Origin of the sequence: Rhabdothermincola sediminis, from assembly GCF_014805525.1 — a bacterium.
Lineage (GTDB): Bacteria > Actinomycetota > Acidimicrobiia > Acidimicrobiales > Acidimicrobilacustridaceae > Rhabdothermincola > Rhabdothermincola sediminis.
In genome coordinates this window covers 150621-171714 of sequence record NZ_JACFSZ010000004.1, presented here as the reverse complement: position 1 = coordinate 171714, position 21094 = coordinate 150621, and the positions used below count along the sequence as shown (strand labels likewise).

General features: G+C 71.4%; 23 protein-coding genes and 1 tRNA gene. 9 read left to right on the top strand and 15 right to left on the bottom strand.

The annotated features are described in order from the left end of the window. Positions 1–43: 43 nt before the first annotated feature. Positions 44–229 (top strand): hypothetical protein, encoded by a 186-nt coding sequence (locus tag HZF19_RS04910; protein ID WP_208027636.1) that lies wholly within the window; start codon positions 44–46, stop codon positions 227–229. A gap of 42 nt (positions 230–271) precedes the next feature. Here the strand turns inward: HZF19_RS04910 and HZF19_RS04905 are convergent, their stop codons facing one another. After that, on the bottom strand, positions 272–772 hold the full coding sequence (locus HZF19_RS04905) for a hypothetical protein (RefSeq protein WP_208027635.1): 501 nt from the start codon (positions 770–772) through the stop codon (positions 272–274). 58 nt (positions 773–830) lie between these two features. Here HZF19_RS04905 and HZF19_RS04900 point away from each other — a divergent pair, with 58 nt between their 5' ends. Next, on the top strand, positions 831–1145 hold the full coding sequence (locus HZF19_RS04900) for a hypothetical protein (protein WP_208027634.1): 315 nt from the start codon (positions 831–833) through the stop codon (positions 1143–1145). A gap of 5 nt (positions 1146–1150) precedes the next feature. Continuing rightward, positions 1151–1888: a SecDF P1 head subdomain-containing protein gene (locus HZF19_RS04895; RefSeq protein WP_208027633.1), complete on the top strand. Its 738-nt coding sequence runs from the start codon at positions 1151–1153 to the stop codon at positions 1886–1888. Positions 1889–1894: 6 nt separating this feature from the next. On the opposite strand, the gene larE is transcribed toward HZF19_RS04895, so the two are convergent. The 5 genes from larE to groL form a co-directional block, all read right to left on the bottom strand. Next, on the bottom strand, positions 1895–2698 hold the full coding sequence (larE, locus tag HZF19_RS04890; RefSeq protein ID WP_208027632.1) for an ATP-dependent sacrificial sulfur transferase LarE: 804 nt from the start codon (positions 2696–2698) through the stop codon (positions 1895–1897). Further along, a complete protein-coding gene (locus tag HZF19_RS04885) occupies positions 2691–3386 on the bottom strand; it encodes a chlorite dismutase family protein (RefSeq protein WP_208027631.1) in 696 nt (231 codons plus the stop codon). The genes larE and HZF19_RS04885 overlap by 8 nt, the downstream gene beginning before the upstream one ends. A 127-nt stretch (positions 3387–3513) precedes the next feature. Beyond that, positions 3514–5715, bottom strand: a complete 2202-nt coding sequence (locus tag HZF19_RS04880; RefSeq protein ID WP_208027630.1) for an FdhF/YdeP family oxidoreductase — start codon at positions 5713–5715, stop codon at positions 3514–3516. Beyond that, positions 5705–6517, bottom strand: coding sequence for a formate dehydrogenase accessory sulfurtransferase FdhD (fdhD, locus tag HZF19_RS04875; RefSeq protein WP_208027629.1), 813 nt, complete (start codon positions 6515–6517; stop codon positions 5705–5707). Before fdhD ends, HZF19_RS04880 begins: the two co-directional genes overlap by 11 nt. A gap of 165 nt (positions 6518–6682) precedes the next feature. Beyond that, positions 6683–8305 (bottom strand): chaperonin GroEL, encoded by a 1623-nt coding sequence (groL, locus tag HZF19_RS04870; RefSeq protein ID WP_208027628.1) that lies wholly within the window; start codon positions 8303–8305, stop codon positions 6683–6685. Between the two features lie 211 nt (positions 8306–8516). On the opposite strand from groL, the gene HZF19_RS04865 reads away from it, so the two are divergent. Next, positions 8517–10001 (top strand): NAD(P)/FAD-dependent oxidoreductase, encoded by a 1485-nt coding sequence (locus tag HZF19_RS04865; RefSeq protein ID WP_208027627.1) that lies wholly within the window; start codon positions 8517–8519, stop codon positions 9999–10001. A gap of 266 nt (positions 10002–10267) precedes the next feature. On the opposite strand, the gene HZF19_RS04860 is transcribed toward HZF19_RS04865, so the two are convergent. Continuing rightward, positions 10268–10543 carry a MoaD/ThiS family protein gene (locus HZF19_RS04860; protein WP_208027626.1) on the bottom strand — a complete coding sequence of 92 codons (276 nt, stop codon included), beginning with the start codon at positions 10541–10543 and terminating at the stop codon, positions 10268–10270. A 203-nt stretch (positions 10544–10746) separates the two neighbouring features. Between HZF19_RS04860 and HZF19_RS04855 the strand changes: the two genes are divergently transcribed. Next, positions 10747–11655: a glucosyl-3-phosphoglycerate synthase gene (locus tag HZF19_RS04855; protein WP_208027625.1), complete on the top strand. Its 909-nt coding sequence runs from the start codon at positions 10747–10749 to the stop codon at positions 11653–11655. 6 nt (positions 11656–11661) lie between these two features. Here the strand turns inward: HZF19_RS04855 and HZF19_RS04850 are convergent, their stop codons facing one another. Both HZF19_RS04850 and HZF19_RS04845 read right to left on the bottom strand, forming a co-directional pair. Beyond that, positions 11662–13113, bottom strand: a complete 1452-nt coding sequence (locus HZF19_RS04850) for an amidase (RefSeq protein ID WP_235979347.1) — start codon at positions 13111–13113, stop codon at positions 11662–11664. Positions 13114–13159: 46 nt separating this feature from the next. Beyond that, positions 13160–14152, bottom strand: a complete 993-nt coding sequence (locus HZF19_RS04845) for a glycerate kinase family protein (protein ID WP_208027624.1) — start codon at positions 14150–14152, stop codon at positions 13160–13162. A 65-nt stretch (positions 14153–14217) separates the two neighbouring features. Between HZF19_RS04845 and HZF19_RS04840 the strand changes: the two genes are divergently transcribed. After that, positions 14218–15588 (top strand): alpha,alpha-trehalose-phosphate synthase (UDP-forming), encoded by a 1371-nt coding sequence (locus tag HZF19_RS04840; protein ID WP_208027623.1) that lies wholly within the window; start codon positions 14218–14220, stop codon positions 15586–15588. Here HZF19_RS04840 and otsB read toward each other — a convergent pair. From otsB to HZF19_RS04825, 3 genes are all read right to left on the bottom strand, one after another. Then, positions 15574–16356 carry a trehalose-phosphatase gene (otsB, locus tag HZF19_RS04835; RefSeq protein ID WP_208027622.1) on the bottom strand — a complete coding sequence of 261 codons (783 nt, stop codon included), beginning with the start codon at positions 16354–16356 and terminating at the stop codon, positions 15574–15576. The genes HZF19_RS04840 and otsB overlap by 15 nt on opposite strands. Positions 16357–16421: 65 nt before the next feature. Continuing rightward, complete coding sequence (locus HZF19_RS04830) at positions 16422–16946, bottom strand: LytR C-terminal domain-containing protein (protein ID WP_208027621.1); 525 nt, start codon at positions 16944–16946, stop codon at positions 16422–16424. Further along, positions 16943–17203, bottom strand: coding sequence for a DUF3263 domain-containing protein (locus HZF19_RS04825; RefSeq protein WP_208027620.1), 261 nt, complete (start codon positions 17201–17203; stop codon positions 16943–16945). Before HZF19_RS04825 ends, HZF19_RS04830 begins: the two co-directional genes overlap by 4 nt. A gap of 67 nt (positions 17204–17270) precedes the next feature. On the opposite strand from HZF19_RS04825, the gene HZF19_RS04820 reads away from it, so the two are divergent. The 3 genes from HZF19_RS04820 (at position 17271) to HZF19_RS04810 (ending at position 19008) form a co-directional block, all read left to right on the top strand. Continuing rightward, a tRNA-Thr gene (locus HZF19_RS04820) sits at positions 17271–17347 on the top strand. Positions 17348–17428: 81 nt separating this feature from the next. Continuing rightward, positions 17429–17857 carry a Zn-ribbon domain-containing OB-fold protein gene (locus HZF19_RS04815; RefSeq protein ID WP_208027619.1) on the top strand — a complete coding sequence of 143 codons (429 nt, stop codon included), beginning with the start codon at positions 17429–17431 and terminating at the stop codon, positions 17855–17857. Next, positions 17857–19008, top strand: a complete 1152-nt coding sequence (locus HZF19_RS04810) for a thiolase family protein (RefSeq protein WP_208027618.1) — start codon at positions 17857–17859, stop codon at positions 19006–19008. The genes HZF19_RS04815 and HZF19_RS04810 overlap by 1 nt, the downstream gene beginning before the upstream one ends. Before the next feature lie 20 nt (positions 19009–19028). On the opposite strand, the gene HZF19_RS04805 is transcribed toward HZF19_RS04810, so the two are convergent. The 3 genes from HZF19_RS04805 to ispF all read right to left on the bottom strand — a co-directional run bounded on the left by HZF19_RS04805 (position 19029) and on the right by ispF (position 21027). Then, positions 19029–19625 (bottom strand): hypothetical protein, encoded by a 597-nt coding sequence (locus tag HZF19_RS04805; protein WP_208027617.1) that lies wholly within the window; start codon positions 19623–19625, stop codon positions 19029–19031. Positions 19626–19681: 56 nt separating this feature from the next. Continuing rightward, positions 19682–20455 (bottom strand): 23S rRNA (guanosine(2251)-2'-O)-methyltransferase RlmB, encoded by a 774-nt coding sequence (rlmB, locus tag HZF19_RS04800; RefSeq protein WP_208027616.1) that lies wholly within the window; start codon positions 20453–20455, stop codon positions 19682–19684. A gap of 98 nt (positions 20456–20553) precedes the next feature. Next, entirely contained in the window at positions 20554–21027 is a 474-nt protein-coding gene (ispF, locus tag HZF19_RS04795; RefSeq protein ID WP_208027615.1) for a 2-C-methyl-D-erythritol 2,4-cyclodiphosphate synthase, read from the bottom strand. Positions 21028–21094: the final 67 nt, after the last annotated feature.

Below are 21094 nucleotides of genomic sequence, written 5' to 3'. Positions count from 1 at the left end.
CGGGGTCGAAGCCGCCAGGTTGACCATCTGCAAGACTGCGCTCATGGGGGTGCGTGAGGACTGCCGCCACTACTCCAGCCGGAGCACACCGACGGGCGACGTCTTCCAACGCTGCCGCCTGGGGGTCAACGAAGACATGCCGTTCGCCTGCCCGCAGGACTGCGTGTTCTTCGAGCCTCGTGCCGTGAGCGACACCGGCTGGCAGATCACCGAGCCGGATGACGACTGAGACCCCCGCGTCACGTCCGCCGACGACGCTATGCACCCCTGGTCACGTTGACTCGCCGCGACGGCGCCGCTGCATGAACACGAAGGCCTTGGCCGCGCCCCAGGCGATGCCGAGATCGTGCAACGCCGGATCGAGGTCACCGAAGGAACCGGGAACCAGGTCGTAGTCGTCGTCGGGGAACTGCCGGCGAGCCACCGGGTCACGAGCGACCGGGGGGACGCCCGCGGCACGTAGCACCTCCGTCGGGTAGCGCACGGCGGTGCGTAGGATCGCCAGGGGAGTCGTCCGTTGGCGGTCGACGTCGGTGAGCAGGACGTCTCGCACCCGGGGGACGATCTCGCGACGCGCCCGCCGCCCGGCTTCGGCCGCGGTCGCCAGCACGACCGGGTCGGGGGCCTGGCCCCGGCCGGCCTGGGTGGTCCACGCCTCGAGCACCCGCTGCACGCTGCGCTCGACCCAGGGGGCGATCGCCTGGTCGATGCCGTGCGCCAGCTCCCGGGCGAGCTGCCCCAACCTCTCCTCGCCGTCGGGGACGGTGTCCATCACCGACCATCCTCGCTGCCCTGCCCCGGCAGCACCACCAGTGGGGCAGACTGACCCGATGCGCATCCGGGCGAGCTCGGTGTTCGAGGGTGTGGTGTACCACTGCTGGTGCATCGATCCGGCGAACCCGTGCCGGCCCACGCTCGAGGTCGATGCGGTGCTGCGTGAGGGTGACGCGGATGCGACCGCCGGACCGCTGCTGCTGACTGTCGCCGACTACATCGCCATGGTGGGCAGCGTCGATCGAGCCCGACCGTGCCTCGAGGAGCTCCAGGCCCGGAACCGGATCGTCGAGCGACTCGGGGCCGCCCACATCAGCTTCCCGACGTGGACCCGGGTCGTCGACCTCGCCCCGCCAGCGGAGGAATCGTGAGACGCGTGCGATCAACCCTTCTCGTGGTGCTCGTCGTGATGGGCGCCGTAGCCTGCGGGAGCACGAACGGCCGTGCCGGTGAGGAGGAAGGCACCGTCACCACCCTCACCACCGAAGAGCGGGTGGTCCGTTTCCGGGTCGACGGGGATCAGGCGGGCGCGCCTCCCTTGGCGCCGATCGCGGCCACGGTCGCCGATCGCCTCCGGCGGTCGGGCATGAATGGCGCGGACGTATCCGTGGACGGCGCAACACTCGTGATCCGGCTGCCGGAAGGCTCGACCCCTACCGCGCGGCGCCTGGTCGACACCGTCACCACGGTGGGCGCGCTGGCGTTCCGGCCCTTGCTCGCCGAGGGCCCAGCAGGTGGTGCCACCCCGATCACGGGCATGACCACCGTGGGTCCCGACGGTTCGCCGCTCGTGCTCGGCCCCCCGGTGCTCGAGAACGGAATCGCGAGCGCGACGGCGGCGGCCGAGGCCGGCGGGTGGGTGGTGGTCCCCCGGTTCGGCGTCGACCTCACCCCGCTGCTCGACGCGGTCGGTGCCTGCATCGAGCGCCAGGCGATCTGTCCCTCCGGGAAGATGGCCATCGTCATCGACGACCGGGTGGTCTCGGTCGGCCAGATCGATCCGTCCCTCAGGCGCGTCGTCATCACGGGCTCGTTCGACGAGTTCGAGGCCAAGGGGCTCGCCGCCGTGTTGTCGACCGGGCCACTGCCGGTCAGGCTGGTCCCCGAACGCTGAGGTGGCTCATCCGGCGTGTGAACGCAACGACTCGTTGAGGTTCCCCGATCGCAGGCCCTCCAGGTCGAGGGTCACGTACCGGTAGCCCGCAGCGCGCACCATCTCCACCACGTCGGCGCGGGCGGCGATGACGCGTCCCAGGTCCTCGACCGGAACCTCGATGCGAGCCAGGTCCTCGTAGTGACGCACCCGCAGGGCGGGAAACCCGAGGGCCCGCAGCGCCGTCTCGGCGCGCTCCACCTGGCCGAGCACGCCGACCGTGACCGGGGTGCCGTACGGGAGCCGGGACGCCAGGCAGGCCGCAGCCGGCTTGTCCCAGGTCCGCAGGCCGAGCCGGCGCGAGGTCTCGCGGACGGCAGCCTTGTCGAAGCCGGCCTCGACGAGCGGGAAGCACGCCCCGCGCCGTGCCGCGGCGAGCTGCCCTGGGCGATGGTCGCCCAGGTCGTCGAGGTTGACGCCGAGCACGACCGCGGCCCCATCACGGTCGGCGAGCGGCAGGAGCGCATCCAGGAGCGCATCCTTGCAATGGAAGCACCGGTCGGCGTCGTTGCGCCGGTACGCCGGGTCATCGAGCTCGGAGGTGTGCACCTCGACCCAGCGCAGGCCCCACTCGCTGGCGAGCGCGGCACAGTCCTCGCGCTCGAAGGTGGCCAGTGACGGCGAGACCGCGGTGACGGCGAGGGCCCGGTCGGCCCCGAGGGTGTCGTGTGCGACCCAGGCCAGGAACGCCGAGTCGGCACCCCCGCTGAACGCCACCACCACCCGATCGAGCTCGGCGAGCCGGGCCCGTAGCTGTTCGAGCTCAGGCATCGTCACGGCGGATGCCGATCCGGTCGAGGACCTCTTCCACCGTGGCGACCATGCCGGTGTAGAAGGGCCCGAACTCCGCGTAGATGGCCGACGCCCGGTCGAAGCGCATCGTGTAGACGACGTCTTTGAGATCGTCGGGATGCACGGCGAACAGGGTGACCCCCCATTCGTAGTCGTCGAGGCCCGTGGAGCCGGTGACCACCTGCAGCACCCGCCCGGCGAAGGTCCGGCCGGACGCACCGTGCTCGTACATGAGCTCCTTGCGGTCGTCATAGGGCAGGGTGAACCAGTTCTGCTCCGGGAGCCGGCGCTTCGACATGGGGTAGAAACACCAGGCGGGCTTCCCCTCCGGCGGCAGCTTCGGGTAGAGGCGAGCCTGGCGCATCTCCTCGGGGACGCCCTGCGCGTACTCGGAGAGCTCGGTGAGCGACACGTACGAATCGCTCACCTCGAGCCCTGCCGCCTGCAAGTCGGCCTGCAGCCTCCGCAGCCGCCAGAGATCGGGACCGAGTGCCATGAAGGCCAGGTCGGCCTTGTGGCCGAGGACGGCGACGGGCACCACCTGGTCACCGTCGCCCTCCGCGTGCTTCACGGCCGCCATGACCGCATCGGGATCGGCGAGTGGTGTCGCCTTGCAGAACAGATGAAGCACACCGAGACCAACGGTGGGGCTGACTTCGCCGACCATGCGGGCCAGTGTACGGAACCCGGCGACGTGGCCCCGACGCCCACGTTCGTGCTGCTGAAGAGCGCCTACAGATCAGGCTTCGCACGAGGGTCGGACCGCCGAGCCGGCCCTCGCCTCGACGCTGGGATCAGGCCGGGCGGATGGTGACCACCGCGTTGTAGTCGGGAACCTTCGAGCCCGGCTCACGGTGACTGGGTCCTGAGCCGATCAGCACGTTGCCCTCCGGCCAGTGCACCTGCACGGTCCGGGCCGGGAGGCGTGTGAGTTCAAGCGTTCCCACCATCTCCCCCACCTCGCTGGTGAGCACCACCCGATCACCCTCCGCCAGACCCAGGGCACGGGCGTCGCGCTCATCCATGTAGACCGCGTCACGCCGCGCCCCGGTGAGCGGATCGACATCCCCCCAGACCATCGAATTGAACTGCCTGCCCCGCCGGGTCGACACCATGAAGGCACCTTCCGGCAGTTCGACCGCCGGCGGATCGAGCGGGGTGAAGCGGGCGCGTCCGGACGGTGTGGGGAACGCCCCGCCCTCACCGAGATGCCGTCCGCCCCACTGCACGGCGTCACCGGTACGAGCCAGCGTCTCGATGCCCGCGTACAACGGCACCACCCGGGCGATCTCCGTTCGCAGGTCGCGGTTCGTCGGCCACCGGAACCCCGCCGCGAGCTCCGGTCGCACCCGGATCGCCACGTCCGCGAAGAGCCGCCACTCGCTGCGGGCCTCCCCCACCCGGCGGGGGATCTCGGGGGAGAAGACGATGCGGCGCTCCGTGGTGGTCTCCGTGCCTCCCCCTTCCTGTTCGTAGCGGGTGGCGACCGGCAACAGGATCACGTCGTCGCCCGGCACGAACATCTGCGAGCTGACCACGATGTCCTGGTGGACGCGCAGGGGGACCGCGGACAGCGCGGCTTGGACCCTGCGGGGATCGGGGAGCACGTCGAGGAAGTTGCCTCCGGACATCCACAGCACGTCGATCTCGCCCCGCTCGGCCGCCTCCACCATCTCGGGTGCGGTCAGGCCCGGCCGGCTCGGGACCTCGAACCCCCACTGCTCGGCCAGCGCAGCGGCGTTGGCCTCGTTCACCTCCACGCCCCCGGGCAGGGCCGTCGCGTACGCTCCCATCTCCGCGCCACCCTGCACCCCCGAATGACCGCGGATCGGCATGAGACCTGCGCCGTCGCGGCCGACGTTGCCGCGGGCCAGGGCGAGGTTCACGATCGCCTGCACACCGGCCACCGCATCCCGGTGCTGGGTGATGCCCATGGACCACAGCAGGATGGCTGATCGGGCCCGGGTGTACTCGTCCACGAACGCGTCGAGCTGGATCGCGGTCAGCCCCGCGCCGTCGAGCAGTCGCTCGATCGGTTGGCGCTCCAGCGTCGAGACCAGCTCATCCCACCCCTCGGTGTGGGCCTCGATGAACCGCCGATCGATGGCGCCGGCCTCGACCAGCCGTTTGAGCACCGCATTGGCGAACGCCACGTCACCCCCTGGGCGCACCGGGACGTGGAGGTCGCACATCCTGGTGCCGAAGAGGGCGGACTCGACGTTGGAAGGCACCCAGTAACGCTCCAGGCCCGGCTCGAGGTACGGGTTGACGACCGCGACCCGGGTACCCCGCTGGCGGGCCAGGTAGAGGTACTTCATGAACACCGGCTGGTTGTTCGCCGGGTTCGCTCCCCAGATGACGACCAGGTCGCTCTCGATCACGTCGCGCAGCGAGCAGGTGGTGGCCGCCACCCCGATGGTCTGCTTGAGCCCGAGGGTGGAGGGGGCGTGGCACACCCGGGCGGCCGAGTCGATGCTGGCGATGCCCATCGCCCGAGCGGCCTTGCCGGCGACGTAGTACGTCTCGTTCGTGAGGCCCCTGCTGGTCAGGTAGAGGGCGACCCGCTCCCCACCGGCGCGGCGGATCCCCACTGCGAGGGCGTCGAGGGCCTCATCCCAGCTGATGCGGCGGAAGCCCCGCTCACCGGCGTTGCGGCGCATCGGGTAGGCGAGCCGGCCGAGGAGGCGAAGCTCCTCCCCCGAGCGCTGCCGCAAGGCCTCCGCGTCGGCCAGCACCAGCGGATCGATCGCATCGGCGGTGTTGACCTCCAGGAGGCGCAGGCGGGTGGTGCACAGGTGCACGCCGTCGATGGTCCAGTCGTGCAAGCCCGCGACACCCAGCGCGCAGCCATCGCACACGCCCTTGGTGAGCACGTCGAAGGCGTACTTGGGGTGCGCCCGGTTGTCCCAGACCGTCCTGAGCATGTCGAGGTAGTGGTTCGGCTTCTGCTGGCCGAGACCGTTCGGCGAGAGCCCGACCCACAGGTCACGCCGCACGATCCGCCCCCGAGTACAGGTTGATCCTGCCGTCGCGGGCGAAGCCGGCGAGCAGGATGTTCGCCCGGTGCGCGGTCTCGACGGCCAGCGACGAGGGGGCACTCACGGCCACCACGGCCGGAAAGCCCGCGGCCCAGGCCTTCTGCACGATCTCGAACGACGCCCGCCCGCTGACGTAGAGGCCGTACCCGCTCGCGGGCAGCACGCCGTCGAGTAGGAGCCGGCCGACGACCTTGTCGACCGCGTTGTGCCGGCCCACGTCCTCCCGTACGTGCACCACCTCACCGGCCCGGTCGAACGCGGCGGCGGCGTGCACCGCCCCGGTGGCCTCGAAGAGCGGCTGGGCCGCCCGGGCCCGATCCGGGACCGAGGCCAGCACATCAAGGGCGAAACCCTGCGGCTCCGCCAGGGGGCGGAGCCGCTCGGCGAGCTGGTCGATGCTCGTAGAGCCGCACAGCCCACACGACGAGGTGGTGGCCCCCAGCCGGGGGGTGGGCACGGGGGCGCGGCCTGCGGTGTCGACGCTCACCACGTTGAACGCTGTCCCGACCGCGGAGGCCGTCGCGCAGTACCGGCAGGTCTGCACCGCCGCACCGGCGAGCAAGCCCTCGGTGAAGCAGAAGCCCGCCGCCAGTTCGAAGTCGTTGCCCGGGGTGCGCATGGTCGTGGTCACGAGCACACCGTCGAGGCGGATCTCGAGCGGCTCCTCGACGATGAGCTCGTCTGGCCCCCGCCGCAGGCCGGTGCCCGAGCCGGTATACCGGCTCGTCAGCACCTTCGCCGTCCGGCCCCGGGCGTTCATCGCTCTGACGCTATCCCGCCCCGCCGGAGGGACCCGATGCCAGCCCCGACTGGCGAACTGTTCAGCTCAGCGCGGACTCAGACCGCGCTGAGCTGAACAGAACGGGAAAAGGGATAGAGGGCGCCCCGAAAGGGCGCCCTCCGCTCGAGCTGGAGCCCGGGTGGATCAGAAGTCCATGTCGCCGCCGCCGGGCATGGCGGGGGCCTTCTCCTCGGGCTTGTCAGCGATGACCGCCTCGGTGGTGAGGAAGAGGGCCGCGATCGACGCCGCGTTCTGCAGCGCCGAGCGGGTCACCTTCGCGGCGTCGATGATGCCGGCCTTCACCAGGTCCTCGTAGTCACCGGTGGCTGCGTTGAGGCCCTCCGACGGGGTCTCGAGGTTGCGCACCCGCTCGACCACCACGCCGCCCTCCAGGCCGGCATTGGTCGCGATCTGCTTGAGCGGCTCCTCGAGGGAGTGGGCGACGATCTTGGCCCCCGTCGCCTCATCGGTCGAGAGGTCCTTGGCGAGGTCCAGCACCTTGCTCTGAGCCCGCAACAGGGTGACGCCACCACCCGCCACGACGCCTTCCTCGATGGCCGCCTTCGTGGTGCTGACCGCATCCTCGATGCGGTGCTTCTTCTCCTTGAGCTCGACCTCGGTGGCCGCGCCGACCTTCAGCACCGCCACGCCACCCGACAACTTGGCGAGACGCTCCTGGAGCTTCTCCCGGTCGTAGTCGGAGTCGGTCTTGTCGATCTCGGCCTTGATCTGGTTGATGCGGCCCTGGATGTCCTCCTCGGAGCCGGCGCCCTCGACGATGGTGGTCTCGTCCTTGGTGACCACCACCTTGCGGGCCTGGCCGAGCAGATCGAGGGTGGTGTTCTCGAGCTTGAGGCCCACCTCTTCGGTGATGACCTGGCCCCCGGTCAGGATGGCCATGTCCTGGAGCATGGCCTTGCGGCGATCCCCGAAGCCCGGCGCCTTCACGGCGACCGAGTTGAAGGTGCCGCGGATCTTGTTGACCACCAGGGTGGCGAGTGCCTCCCCCTCGACGTCCTCGGCGATGACCACGAGCGGCTTGCCCGCCTGCATCACCTTCTCGAGCACCGGGACCAGGTCGCGCACGGCCGAGATCTTCGAGCCCACGAGGAGGATGTAGGGGTTCTCGAGCACCGCCTCCATCCGCTCCGGGTCGGTGACGAAGTAGGGCGAGATGTAGCCCTTGTCGAAGCGCATGCCCTCGACGAGGTCCATCTCCATGCCGAAGGTGTTGGACTCCTCGACGGTGATCACCCCGTCCTTGCCGACCTTGTCGATGGCCTCGGCGATCATGTCGCCGATCTCGGGGTCCGCAGCGGAGATGCCGGCCACCTGAGCGATCTGGCTCTTGTCCTCCACGTCCTGGGCCAGACCCTTGATGGCCTCCACCGCGGCCTCGACACCCTTCTCGATGCCCCGCTTGAGCGACATCGGGTTGGCGCCGGCCGCCACGTTGCGCAGGCCCTCACGCACCATCGACCAGGCGAGCACCGTGGCGGTGGTGGTGCCGTCGCCGGCCACGTCGTCGGTCTTCTTGGCGACCTCCTTGACCAGCTCCGCACCGATCTTCTCGTAGGGGTCCTCGAGCTCGATCTCCTTGGCGATCGAGACGCCGTCGTTGGTGATGGTCGGCGCGCCCCACTTCTTCTCGAGGACCACGTTGCGACCCTTGGGGCCGAGCGTGACCCGTACGGCGTCCGCGAGCTGGTTCATGCCTCGCTCGAGGGCCCGACGAGCCTGTTCGTCGAACTCGATGATCTTGGGCATCTGCGGTTGTCCCTCCGTAGGTACAGGCGTTGCTCTTGCCGGTGGTTAGCACTCTCGCTATGAGACTGCTAACCAGCCAACCAGACGACGCGGCGGTTCGCAACCTGGGGAGGGAGATGGCCGGCGCTCCCTCAGCCGATAATCTTGACCACCCAGTCAAGTCCCGTGTACGTCCTCGGGGCAGCCCGACCACACCCGTACAGGGAGGGGCATGGAGCGCGAGAGCCTGCACGCAGCCGTGGTGGGAGCCGGCGTGGGCGGCCTGGCGGCCGCGCTGGCCCTGTCGCGGGAGGGGCACCGGGTGACGGTGATCGAGCGCGATGCCACGCCGCTGCCACCCGACCCGGACGCGGCGTTCGACTGGAACCGCCGGGGCGCGCCGCAGGTACGGCACTCGCACGCCCTCCTCGCCCGGCTGCGCAACCTCCTGCGGGACCGTTACCCGGACGTGCTGCAGCACCTCCTCGACGCGGGGGCCACCGAGATTCGCTTCGGCGAGATGCTGCCCGAGACCATCGACGACCGCTCACCACAGCCCGGCGACGACGACCTCGTGGCCCTCGCCTGCCGGCGCACCACGTTCGAGTGGGTGCTGCGACAAGTCGTGCTCGAGTCGCCGAGCGTGTCGTTGATGCACGGGCGCGGCGTCGACAGGCTGGCATCCTCGCCCGGCCACCCGGAGGGCCCGCCGGTGGTCACCGGCGTGGTCCTCGACGGCGGAGACGTCCTCACCGCCGACCTGGTCGTGGGCGCCGTCGGTCGACGGTCCGCGATCCCCCGGTGGTTCTCCCTCCTCGGGGTGGAACTGGAACAGACCGAGGAGGACACCGGCATCGTCTACCTCTCGCGCTTCTACCGCCTGCGCGACGGGGCTGGCTTCCCCGATGCCGCCGGCCCCATCGGTGGTGACCTCGGCTACCTGAAGTACGGGGTGTTCCAGGGAGACAACCGCACGTTCTCGGTCACCCTGGCGGTGCGCACCCACGACGACGAGCTGCGCAAGCTCCTGCTCGATCCTGACCTGTTCGACCTCGCGGCCCGAAACCTCACCGCCACCGCGCCCTGGGTCCAGGCTGAGCGGGCGGCGGCCACCACCCCCGTGCACGTGATGGGGGGCCTGCTCAACCGTCGCCTGCGCTTCACCGCTGACGGCGGCGAGCCACTGGTGCTCGGGTTCCACGCGCTGGGTGACGCCCACACCTGCACCAACCCCCTGTACGGGCGGGGCTGCTCGCTCGCGACCGTGCAGGCCACCCTGCTGGCCGATGCCATCGCCGAGGGCGGCGACGACCCGCGGGCACGGGGACGGCTCTACGAGGCGGCCTGCGAGCGGGAGGTGCTGCCCTGGTACCGCGCCGCCGTGAACCAGGACCGCCTGGCCCGCGAGGCGGCCGCGGCTGAGCGCGAGGCCCGCGACGGGCGAGACCCGGCGAGCGGGTCGGTGGGAGCGCCCAGCGATCCCGCGGCCTTCGCACGGGAGGTGATGCGAGACGGCCTGCTCCCCGCGGTGCGCACCGACGCCGGGGTGTTCCGGGCCTTCATACGCACGTTCAACCTGCTCGACCCCCCCGAGGCCATGCTCACCGACCCCGACGTCTTCGGCCGGATCCTCGAGGTGTTCCAGGACCGGGAGAGCCGCCCACCCGAGCCGGAGCTCGGCCCACCCCGGCGGGAGATGCTGGCCCGCCTGCGCTGACACGGGTGCCGGTGGCCGGTCCGCCTCCCCCGCCGGGAAGCCGACCGGCCAGCCGTGCCGTCTGGGGAACCGCCGCTGAAGGTTGGTTGCGGCTAGATCTTCGTCGGCCGACGAGCAGCTGTTGACGCAAATGAGCCGGCTGGCCCCGGAAATGAGGCCGCTGGCCTACATGGGATCAGAACGGCGTTCGCATCGACGGAGTGGCTCACGACAGAGCCGAGCCCGATAGGCGCGCGGCGCACGCCGGGTGCGTCGGGAGGGCGCTATCAGCCGCCGGCTACGGCCTGCATGATCGACACCGTGCCCCCGTCGGGCACCGGGGTGTCGAGGCCCTGGAGGAACCGGACGTCGTCGTCGTCGACGAAGAGGTTCACGTACCGCACCAGGGCCCCGCCGTCGTCGAGCAGCTTGTCACGGAAGCCGGGATGAGCAGCGTCGAGCGCGGCCAGCACCTCGCCGACGGTCCCGCCATCGACACTGACCTGCGCTTGACCTCCCGTCATGGCGCGGAAGACGGGGGGTACCCGGACGGTGACACTCATCTGGCAATTCCCTCTGATCGGACCTCTCGTGGCCGTGAGGTCGGCGGACCGGTGTACGGACCGACGATGCTACTGGCCAGAGGCCGCATCGCCGCCAGACCCGCCACCCGCGACGCCGGGCGGCGCCGAGTGAGCCGTGGGCGCCTCGCCACTCGGCCGACCACGCCTTGCCCCCCTCTGAACGGTCGGAAACGATGTCGGGCGTGCTCGTGCCCGTGATCCGGACATTCCGTGCCGACGAGTTCACACCCGGCACGCTCGTCGAGGCCAAGCGCGGCCAGCGGGTCTCGGTGTGCCTGCCGGCCCGGAACGAGGCCGGGCGGGTGGGCCCGATCGTGGAGCGGATCCGCGCCGGGCTCGTCCGAGCCTGCCCGCTGGTCGACGAGCTGATCGTGATCGACGACCACTCGACCGACTCGACCGCTGCTGAGGCCCGCGACGCGGGGGCCACGGTCGTCGACGCGGCCGCGGTCCTCCCTTCCTACGGCACGGGGCACGGCAAGGGGGAGGCGCTGTGGAAGTCGCTGTTCGTCTCCTCGGGCGACCTGGTCGTCTGGTGCGATGCCGACATCGCCGGCTTCGACCCCGCCTTCGTGGTCGGCCTGCTCGGGCCGCTGCTCACCCGGGGCGACGTGGACTTCGTGAAGGGCTTCTACGAGCGGCCCCTCGACGGTGAGCCCAGCGGCGGGGGCCGGGTGACCGAACTGGTGGCCCGCCCGCTGCTCGCGCAGCTCTTCCCCAAGCTCACGAGCGTGGTCCAGCCGCTGGCCGGTGAGTATGCGGGACGGCGCGAGGTGCTCGAGCAACTCCCGTTCGCACAGGGTTACGGCGTCGACATCGGGCTGCTCATCGACGTCGCCGAGCGGTTCGGCACCGAGCGGATCGCGCAGGTCGACCTCGGGGTGCGCCGCCACCGCAACCGCCCCCTCGGCGAGCTCGCGCCGCAGGCCGCCGCGGTGCTGCAAGCGGTGCTCCAGCGCGCCGAGCCCCGGCTCGGGCAGGGTCCCGCGGTCATCGAAGCGCCGGGGTACGAGCCGGTCGAGGTCCGCTACGTCGAGCGGCCACCGATGACCGAGGTGCCGGCCTACCGCCGGGCCCGCTCCAGCGCTTGACCGGACTCAGGCGTGCACCGGGGGGATCCGACCGGCCCAGGGCATCGCCTGCTCGAGCTGGGCCGCGACCCGCAGCAGCAGATCCTCACGCCCGTACGGGGCCACGAGCTGCACGCCGATGGGCAGGCCGGCGTCGTTCCAGTGCACCGGTAGCGACATGGCCGGCTGCCCACTGATGTTGAACGGCGCGCAGAAGGGCACGATCGCCGCCGAGCGGACCAGACCGTTCAGCGGGTTCTCCTCGGTGGAGGTGAACTGGCCGAGGGTCGGTGGCGGTTCAGGGATGGTCGGGGTGAGCAGCAGGTCGTGGTCCTGCCACCACTCGCTCTGCCGGCGGGCGTAGGCGTGGAGGAAGGTGATCGCCTCCAGGTACTGGACCCCGGTGATGGCCCGGCCCAGCTCTGCCACCGCCCAGGTGCCCGGCTCGACCCCGCTGGCGTCGAACGGCGAGCCGGCGAGGCGCCCGAGCACCTCGAGATCGCCTGCGGTCCAGACCGCGAAGGCGTTGATGAAGTTCGCGCTGACCTGCTCCTGCAACCCGGGGTCGGCCCACGCAGCCGGGCGACCCTCCTCGACCCGGTGCCCGAGCTGCTCGAGGGTGGCGGCCGTTCGCTCCACCGCGGCCACGCAGTCGGGGTGGGTGGTGATCGACGGGTCGGGAGGAACGACCGTGAACCCGACACGCAACACCCCCGGGTCGGCACCGACTTCCTCGGGGTACGGGCGGGCGGGCGGCGGGGCCGTGTAGGGATCGCCCGGGCGCGGGCCCTGCACCGCCTGCAGCGCCACCGCGGTGTCTCTGACCGATCGGGTGAGCGCCAGCCGGGCCACGAGCCCACCCCATGACTCCCCGACCTCCGGCCCCAGCGAGATCCGACCCCGGGACGGTTTGAGTCCCACCAGACCGCACTCGCTGGCGGGGATCCGGATCGACCCACCCCCGTCCCCCGCGTGGCCGAGGGGCACCATCCCCGAGGCGACCGCGGCCGCGGAGCCGCCGCTCGAGCCTCCCGTGGAGCGGGTGGTGTCCCACGGGTTGCAGGTGGGGCCGTACGCCGCCGGTTCGGTCGTGGGCTGCAAGCCGAGCTCGGGGGTGTTCGTGCGACCGATGATCACCGCCCCGGCGTCACGGAACGACCGGGTCAGATAGCTGTCGTGCGAGGCCCGGTACGCCAGGTCACGCAAGTGGCGGGTGCCCCCGTGGTAGGGGTCACCGGCCGAGAAGCCGTCGAGGTCCTTGAGTACCATCGGCACCCCTCGCAGCGGGCCATCGGGCAGACCGCCCGCCGCCTCCCTCCTGGCCTCCTCGAAGCGGGGATGGATCACCGCGTTGAGCTCGGGGTTGAGCCTCATCACCCGCTCGATCGCCGCGTCGACCAGCTCCAGCGGCGTGACCTCCCCACGACGCACCAACTCCGCCTGGGCCGTCGCATCCAACCGAGCCAGATCGTCAGTCATGGGCTCACACTAGGACGCTCGGCGCGTGCGCCCTCGACCGTCCCACCTAGCGACCGGCCCGGGCACCGAGACGCTCGGCCACCGCCTCCTCGATGCACGCCGCCGTCTCGAGCCTGGAGCGCTCCTCACCGAAGCGCTCCACCAGCGCGACGGTCGGCACCCGCTGGTCCATCCCGTCGAAGACCTCGCCGACCACCGCCAGCACCGGCACGCCGGCCGCGGCAGCCAGCTCCACCACCCCGCCGACCACCTTGCCCTCGAACGACTCGCGGTCGAGGAACCCTTCGCCGGTCACCACCAGGTCCGCACCCACGATCTTCTCCTCCAACCCCACTTCCTCCGCCACCACCTCGAAGCCGAGTCGCAGCTCCGCGCCGATCGCGGCAAGGCCGCCGGCGAGGCCTCCGGCGGCGCCTGAGCAGGGGATGGCCGACACGTCGATCCCGTACTCGTCGCGGTACACCTGCACCAGCCGCTCCAGCCGGCGGCGCAGCAGCTCCACCTGGCGGGGCGTGGCCCCCTTCTGCGGGGCGAAGATCTCGGCCGCGTCGACGAAGGTGGTGGTCACGTCGCAGGCCACCACCAGCTCGGCCCCCCGAAGCCGCTGCGGGTACAGGGCTCGCAGGGCACCCAGCCCACCGTCGGTCGTCGCCGAGCCGCCGACCCCGACCAGCACCCGACGAGCCCCGGACTCGAGCGCAGCCAGGATCAACTCACCGGTGCCGTAGGTCGACGCGGCCATCGGGTCGTTGCCCTCCGGTCCGCCGACCAGTGCCAGGCCCGATGCAGCCGCCATCTCGATCACCGCCGAACCTCGCTCGAGACGCCAACCGGCCTCGACCGGATCGCCGAGCGGGCCGGTGACGGTGCCGCGGCGGTTGGCACCACCGAGCACCTCGAGGAAGCCTTCGCCCCCGTCCGCCATCGGGCACTCCACGCACGACCCGCCGGTCGCCGCGACCCCGCGGGCGATGGCCCGTGCCACTTCGGAGGCGGTGGCCGTGCCCTTGAACTTGTCCGGCGCCGCGACGACGTGCATCCGTTCATGGTGGCCGAAATCCCGGCACCATGGTGGGCGGGGCGCTGCAGGTAGGGTCGGGGTCCGTGCCTGAGCGACCCGTCGTCCTCGTCTCGAACCGCGGTCCGCTGTCGTTCGACGTCCGAGACGGCGAGCTGGTCGCCAGACGGGGCGCGGGAGGACTGGTGTCAGGCCTCGCTCCGCTCGTCGCCGGCACCGACACTCGGTGGCTGGCCGCCGCCATCTCCGAGGGCGACCGGCTCGCTGCGGAGCGCGGCGCGCTCGACGCGGAGGGATTCCACCTCCGGTTGCTCGCCCTCGATGCCGAGCAGTACCGGCTGGCCTACGACGTGGTCTGCAACGCGACGCTGTGGTTCCTGCACCACGGGCTGTTCGACCTGCCCCGCCGCCCGGTCTTCGACCGCCACTGGCGCGAAGCGTGGGATGCGTACCGGGAGGTGAACCGCACGTTCGCCTCGGCCGTCGCGCAGGAAGCTCCCGAGGGCGCGGCCGTGCTGGTGCAGGACTACCACCTCACCCTGCTGGCGGCCGAGCTGCGCGGCACCCGCCCCGACCTGCAGGTGGTGCACTTCTCGCACACGCCGTTCGCCGGGCCGGAGCTGATGCGGGTCCTGCCCACCGACATCGCGACCGAGATGCTCACCGGTCTCACCGCCCACCACGCCTGCGGGTTCCATTGCGCGCGCTGGGCCGACGCGTTCGTCGCCAGCTGCCGGTCGCTACTGGACGTCGATCCGAACACCTTCGTGGCGCCGCTCGGTCCCGATCCCGACGACATCCGCGGGGTCGCCGCCTCCGGACGCTGTCAGGACGCGCTCCGTGAGCTTGACGAGCTGGTGGGGAACCGCCGGTTGGTGGTGCGCGTCGACCGCATGGAGCCCTCGAAGAACCTGTTGCGGGGCTTCGAGGCGTTCGACGAGCTCCTCGACCGGCACCCGGCCCTCCGCGAGCAGGTCATCTTCGGTGCGTTCTGCTATCCCTCCCGCGAGGCGCTGCCCGAGTACGTCGCGTACCGCTCGGAGGTCGAAGCCGCGGTCAGCGCCCTCAACGCCAAGTGGGCCACACCAGGCTGGCAGCCGGTGTGGCTGGATACCTCCGATGACTTCCCCCGGTCGGTCGCCGCGCTCCGCCGCTACGACGTTCTGCTCGTCAACCCCATCCGCGACGGTTTGAACCTGGTGGCCAAGGAGGGGCCCTTGGTCAACGAGCGTGACGGACTGGTGGTGCTGAGCACCGAAGCGGGGGTGTGGGACGAGCTGGCCGGCACAGCCCGGGGGGTCAACCCGTTCGACGTGTCGGCGACTGCCGACGCGCTGGCCGAAGCACTCGCAGCCACCCCTGAGGATCGTCGCGACCGATCGGCCGAGCTCCGGCGGCGGGCGGGGGCACGCACCCCGGCGGACTGGCTCGGGGATCTGGTGTCAGCGGCGGGCTGAGTCCCGCAGGTACTCCGCCAGCTCGAGCACGGCCTTGGGGCTGTCGACCACCGCGTCGGCACGGTCGATCAGTTCGGTGGCCTCCTCGTTGCTGTGCACCGCGACGCGCAAGGTGTACTGCCCTTCCTTGGCGAGCGTGTCCAGCGCGTCGAAGGCATGGAGATCACCCAAGTCGTCGCCGATGAAGCACACGGCTTCGAGGCCCTCGGCCAGCTCCAGCAGTGCCGTGCCCTTGTCGGCGGGGATCGGGGGGTGCAGCTCGTAGGACATGCGCGCCGGGCGGCACTCCAGTCCGGAGCGCAACGCCTGCTGCTCGGCGAAGGCTCGCACCTTGGGGGCCAGCCGGGGGCGGGTGCGGTAGTGCAGGGTGAGTGAGAGGCCCTTCGACTCCACCTTCATCCCGGCCGGGCCCCGCGCTCGGGCGATGGCGGCCACGTCGTCGATGACCTCCCGCCACGCGCCCCCGAGCGGGTGGTCGCGGCGCTCGCCGCCGTAGACGGTCTCCAGCCCGTAGAGGCCGGCCAACAGCACGGAGCGGGGGAAGAACTGCTCGAGGAACGACACCGGGCGCCCGGACAGGATGCCGACTCGGCCGTAGACCGATGCCAGCTCGTCCAGCACCTCGACGGCGCCGGCCAGCGGGATGGCCTCGTCGGGCTCGCTGACGATCTCCGACAGCGTGCCGTCGAAGTCCATGAAGATGCCCGCGGTGGCCGGGTTGCGGACCAGGGGCTCGAGGGCCTCGATCGGCACGCCACCGGCGCTCACACGAATGAAGGATACTGATGCCGGTACGAGGATCCGTGACGGGGCCGGTGCCTCGTGGCGCACGATCAGGCCTTGTCGGACCCGATGACGACGAGGACCGTCGCACCGTTGAGGGTTACCGGGGGCGACGCCGGCATGGCGCTCACCGAACCGGCACCGAGACCCAGGGCACGGGCGACGGCCTCCGCCTCGATCTGCCAGTCCGGAGCGAAGTACACGACGCTCGTGGATTGGCTGGGCGCGTTCGCGGTCTCCACCGACGTGTAGCCAGCCGCGACGAGCTTCTCCTTGTTCGCCCCGGCCACACCGGTGGCCCCCGAGGCGTTGGCGACGAGCACCTTGACCTCGGAGGGTGCTCGCGCCGCCACCGTCGTGGTGGTCTGGTCGGGGAGGGGAACCGTCGAGGTGGTGGTGGTCGTGTCCCGAGCGGGAGAACCGGTCTCGATCACCCCACCTTCCTGGTCGAGTCCCTTGAGCAGCAGCAGGAACCCGATGAGCACCGCCACCCCGATGAGCACCGCGCCGACCGTGGTGGCTCGGGCATCGTCATCGGCCGGCGGAGGGGAGGCGGAGCCTCCAGGCACCGTCACCGCCCTGGCGGCTCGCTCGCCTGGTAACCCTCGTGGCGGGCCCGGCGGCGGCGATCGCGGAGCCGGCGGAGCCGGCGCACGACGAGCGGGTCGTAGTCGTATGCGGCATCGGACTCGAGCAGCTCGTTGAGGATCTGGTAGTAGCGGGTCGCCGACAGCTCGAACTTCTCACGGATCAGGGCTTCCTTCGGACCCGACTCCGACCACCAGGATCGTTCGAAGTCGAGGATGGCCCGGTCGCGATCGGTGAGTTCCATTCCGCCGATCCTTCCCTCCGAGGACCTCGATTGCAAGAACCCTCGGCCCGGTACGATCGACGCCCGTGCCCGAGTAGCTCAGTTGGTCAGAGCAGCTGTCTTGTAAACAGCAGGTCGTCGGTTCGAATCCGACCTCGGGCTCCACCGGCGGCAGACCAGCCGGCTCGAGGGCTGATCGGCGACACGCCACTACGCTCTGCCTGACATCGACGTCAGGGAGCTGGATTGACCGAGGTCTCCATACAACCGGAGTTCTTCCTGCTCGACGCCGGTGACGGGCGCCCGGCCCTCGTGGGCACGTACTGCCGATCCTGCGCGAGGCGGTCGTTCCCGCCATCGTCCACCTGCTCCTGGTGTGGCAACGAGCAGACCGACACGGTGCACCTCTCGCGGACCGGCACGCTGTGGGGCTGGACTGCGGTCACCGCCGCACCGCCCGGCTACCGGGGGCCGGTGCCGTTCGGCTTCGGCGTGGTCGAACTACCCGCCGACGGCATCCGCGTCGTCACCCGAGTCGCGGTGGCCGACCCGGACCAGCTCCACCATGGCCAACCCGTCGAGTTGGTCGTCGACGTGGTGCACACCGACGAGGAGAGCGGGGCGAGGGTCGTGTCGTGGGCCTTCGCCCCCGCCGGTCACCAGGAGGCGCGCTGATGGGCGAGCCGGTGGTCGAGATCGCAGGCGTGGGCCTGCATCCTTTCGGCCGCTTCCCCGACCGATCCGTCACCGAGCTCGGTATCCACGCCGTGCGGGCCGCGCTCAACGACGCCGGCATCACGGCGCGCCCTGCGTTCCAGGCCGCGTTCTGCGGCACCGCGTACGCGGGGGTCGCCGCCGGTCACAAGGTGCTCGCCGCCCTCGCCCTCACCGGGTGCCCCATCGTCGACGTCGAGGCCGGGTGCGCGTCGGGGGCGGCCGCGCTGATGCTCGCCGACGGCGCCATCCGAGCCGGGCAGTACGAGACGGTCCTCGTGTTCGGGATCGAGAAGATGCCCAAGGGCATCATCCGCTCGACGTTCTTCGAACCGTGGCGCGAAGAAGTTGGGTTGGCCGCGACGCCCGCCTACTTCGCGCTGCGGGCCCAGCGGTTGATGCGCGAGTCCGCGCTCACCAAGGAGGATCTGGCGGCGGTGGTGGTGAAGAACCGGGCGAACGGGGCAGCCAACCCCGACGCGATGTTCCGCACCCCGGTCACGGCCCGAGAGGTGCTCGGGTCGCGGGTGGTATGCGAGCCGCTGCACCTCTGGATGCTCTGCTCACCCAACGAGGGTGCGGCGGCGGTCGTGCTGCGACGTGCCGAGGGCGTCTCGGCCCACCGCTCTCGGGTTGTGGTGCGCGCCGCCACGCTGCGGTCGCACCTGCCGGGCAACGTGCTGGGGGAGGCGACACCGCTGGCCGGCCTGATCGACGACCGGGACATCCCCTCGCCGACCACGCTGGCCGCAGATGCGGCTCACGAGGAGAGCGGTGTCGGACCCGACGAGATCGACGTCGTCGAATGCCAGGACACCGATGCGGCCCGCGAGCTGCTCGCGTACGAGGAGCTCCGCCTGTGCGCCCCGGGCGAGGCGGGATCGCTGCTGGCCTCGGGGGAGGTGCACCTCGGCGGTCGCCGGCCGGTGAACCCCAGCGGCGGCCTGCTCTCCAAGGGCGAACCGCTGGGGGCGTCCGCGCTGGGGCAGGTGGTGGAGCTCACCCTCCAGCTCCGTGGTCGAGCCGCCAACCAGGTGGACGGCGCCCGTGTCGCGCTGGCCCACACGGTCGGGCGGGGCGCCAACGCGTCGGTGGTCATCCTCAGCCGCTGACCGGCCGGCAACATCCGGCATCATCCGCCGGTCGTGGTGGGGAAGAGGTTCGAGCAATCGTCCGCCGCCAGCTCGTCGCCGACCTTGGCGGTGGCCCCGAAGGACAGGTAGTTCGCGATCGGCGGCAACGACTCGGCGGGCACCCGGAACGAGAGCGTGTCGGCGGCCACGGTGGTGTCGGTGGGGATCGGTCGCCGTTCCTCCCGCTGCGACCAGGTGATCAGGGTGACCGTCCAGGTGGAGGTCGTGTCGTCGCGAGAAGCCCGCAGCTCGAAGCTGAACGGGCCGAACGGGTCGCCCTGCGCCACCACGAACGTCGGTGAGGGCACGGCAGCGATGTCACCGTTGGTGACGAAGCGCACCACGAGCTGGTCGCCCTCGAGGGTGGCGGATGCCGTGGTGAGGTCGATCCCTTCCAGCCCGCCGGTGCCGGTCTCCATCCCCGGGTCCAGCGCGAGGTCGTTCGCGGGGTCGGAGCAGGTGTCGCCCGTGGACGAGGGGGGGGTGGGGGAAGGTGGCTGGCTCGCCTGCTGGTCCTCGGACCCGGATCCCGACGCGCACGCCCCGAGTAGGCAGGCGAGCAGCCCACTCGCCAGGACGACCCGGATCTTGCTCACCAGCACACTCCCTCGTTCGACGGATGCCGATGAGCCATCTTCGCGTCCGTGATGGCTCAGCCGGTCGCGAGTCGCCGGCGGGCCACCTCGTAGCAGGCGAGCGTGCCGGCCGCGGCCACGTTGAGCGAGGCCAGGTTCCCGAGCAGGGGGATGCGCACGACCAGGTCGCAGCGCTGGCGGACGAGGCGGGACAGACCGGCGCCTTCCGCCCCGAGGACCAGGCACACCGGTTCGTCGCGGATGGGCAGCTCGAACAGCGGTCGATCACCCGCCGCATCGAGCCCGAGCACCCACACCCCCAGCTCGCGCAGCCGCAGGATGGCGGCCGGCAGCCCCCCGACGAGCGCCATGGAGAGGTGCTCAACCGCCCCGGCGGCCGCCTTGGTCACCATGGGGGTGATGTGGACCGCCCGATGCCGGGGCAACACCACGCCGGTAGCCCCGGCGCACTCCGCGGAGCGGAGCAGCGCACCGAGGTTGCCGGGGTCGGTCACCCCGTCGACCGCGACCAGGAACGGCGTTCGGCCGGCGGTCGGCACCGCCAGCTCGTCGAGGTCGACCTCGGCGAGGGGTGCGGCGCGGGCGATGACGCCCTGGGGGGCCTCGGTACGGGCTTCGGCGGCCAACCGGCGGCGGGAGATCTCACGCACGGGTATGCCCTCCGCCATGGCCAGGTCCGCGAGGTCCTGCAGGGGCCGGAGGTCCTCGACGTCGGCCGCGACGAGCACCTCGCGCACTCGACGACGCCCGGCCACGAGCAGCTCGCGCACCGCCTGGCGACCCTCGACCTGCTCACCGCCCAGCCCCCGCTCACGCGGGCGCCGCGGCATGGCTCGGGATGCCTTGCCCGGCCCACCGCCCGAGCGAGCACCGCCCGAGCGACCGCCGCCAGAGCGACCACTGCGAGGCCCCGGCCGTCGAGCGCGACTCACGAGACGAGCACCGCGACGGCCCAGCAGGCGATGCCCTCCCCCCGACCGATGGCACCGAGTCCTTCCGAACGATTGGCCTTCACCGTCACCGGGGCACCCACCGCCGCGCTGAGCCGCTCCTGCATCGCCGCCCGGCAGGGCGCGAGCTTCGGCCGCTCGCAGACCACCGCGCAGTCGACGTTGCCGACCGTCCAACCTCCGGCCCGCACCAGCCCGGCCACCTCCGTGAGCAACGCGACCGAGTCCGCACCACGCCATCGCTCGTCGGTGTCGGGGAAGTGCGCCCCGAGGTCACCGAGCCCCGCCGCTCCGAGGAGCGCATCCGCGCAGGCGTGGGCCACCACATCGGCATCGCTGTGGCCGGCGAGCCCCCGCTCGCCGTCGAAGCGGACCCCGCCGAGGATCAGCAGGCGTGCGGGATCCTCGCTGAAGGCGTGCACGTCGAAGCCCTGCCCCACCCGGACGGCCATCCCCGCAACCTAGCAAGCCCGCTTGCCGGCACCTCACCGCTCGACTGGGCCGTAACCCCAGCTCGAC

Coding starts and splice junctions, on each gene's coding strand:
- HZF19_RS04910 (WP_208027636.1), top strand. CDS start 44: ATGGGGGTGCGTGAGGACTGCCGCCACTACTCCAGCCGGAGCACACCG.
- HZF19_RS04905 (WP_208027635.1), bottom strand. CDS start 772: ATGGACACCGTCCCCGACGGCGAGGAGAGGTTGGGGCAGCTCGCCCGG.
- HZF19_RS04900 (WP_208027634.1), top strand. CDS start 831: ATGCGCATCCGGGCGAGCTCGGTGTTCGAGGGTGTGGTGTACCACTGC.
- larE (WP_208027632.1), bottom strand. CDS start 2,698: ATGCCTGAGCTCGAACAGCTACGGGCCCGGCTCGCCGAGCTCGATCGG.
- HZF19_RS04885 (WP_208027631.1), bottom strand. CDS start 3,386: ATGGTCGGCGAAGTCAGCCCCACCGTTGGTCTCGGTGTGCTTCATCTG.
- fdhD (WP_208027629.1), bottom strand. CDS start 6,517: ATGAACGCCCGGGGCCGGACGGCGAAGGTGCTGACGAGCCGGTATACC.
- groL (WP_208027628.1), bottom strand. CDS start 8,305: ATGCCCAAGATCATCGAGTTCGACGAACAGGCTCGTCGGGCCCTCGAG.
- HZF19_RS04865 (WP_208027627.1), top strand. CDS start 8,517: ATGGAGCGCGAGAGCCTGCACGCAGCCGTGGTGGGAGCCGGCGTGGGC.
- HZF19_RS04860 (WP_208027626.1), bottom strand. CDS start 10,543: ATGAGTGTCACCGTCCGGGTACCCCCCGTCTTCCGCGCCATGACGGGA.
- HZF19_RS04850 (WP_235979347.1), bottom strand. CDS start 13,113: ATGACTGACGATCTGGCTCGGTTGGATGCGACGGCCCAGGCGGAGTTG.
- HZF19_RS04845 (WP_208027624.1), bottom strand. CDS start 14,152: ATGCACGTCGTCGCGGCGCCGGACAAGTTCAAGGGCACGGCCACCGCC.
- HZF19_RS04825 (WP_208027620.1), bottom strand. CDS start 17,203: ATGGAACTCACCGATCGCGACCGGGCCATCCTCGACTTCGAACGATCC.
- HZF19_RS04810 (WP_208027618.1), top strand. CDS start 17,857: ATGGGCGAGCCGGTGGTCGAGATCGCAGGCGTGGGCCTGCATCCTTTC.
- rlmB (WP_208027616.1), bottom strand. CDS start 20,455: ATGCCGCGGCGCCCGCGTGAGCGGGGGCTGGGCGGTGAGCAGGTCGAG.
- ispF (WP_208027615.1), bottom strand. CDS start 21,027: ATGGCCGTCCGGGTGGGGCAGGGCTTCGACGTGCACGCCTTCAGCGAG.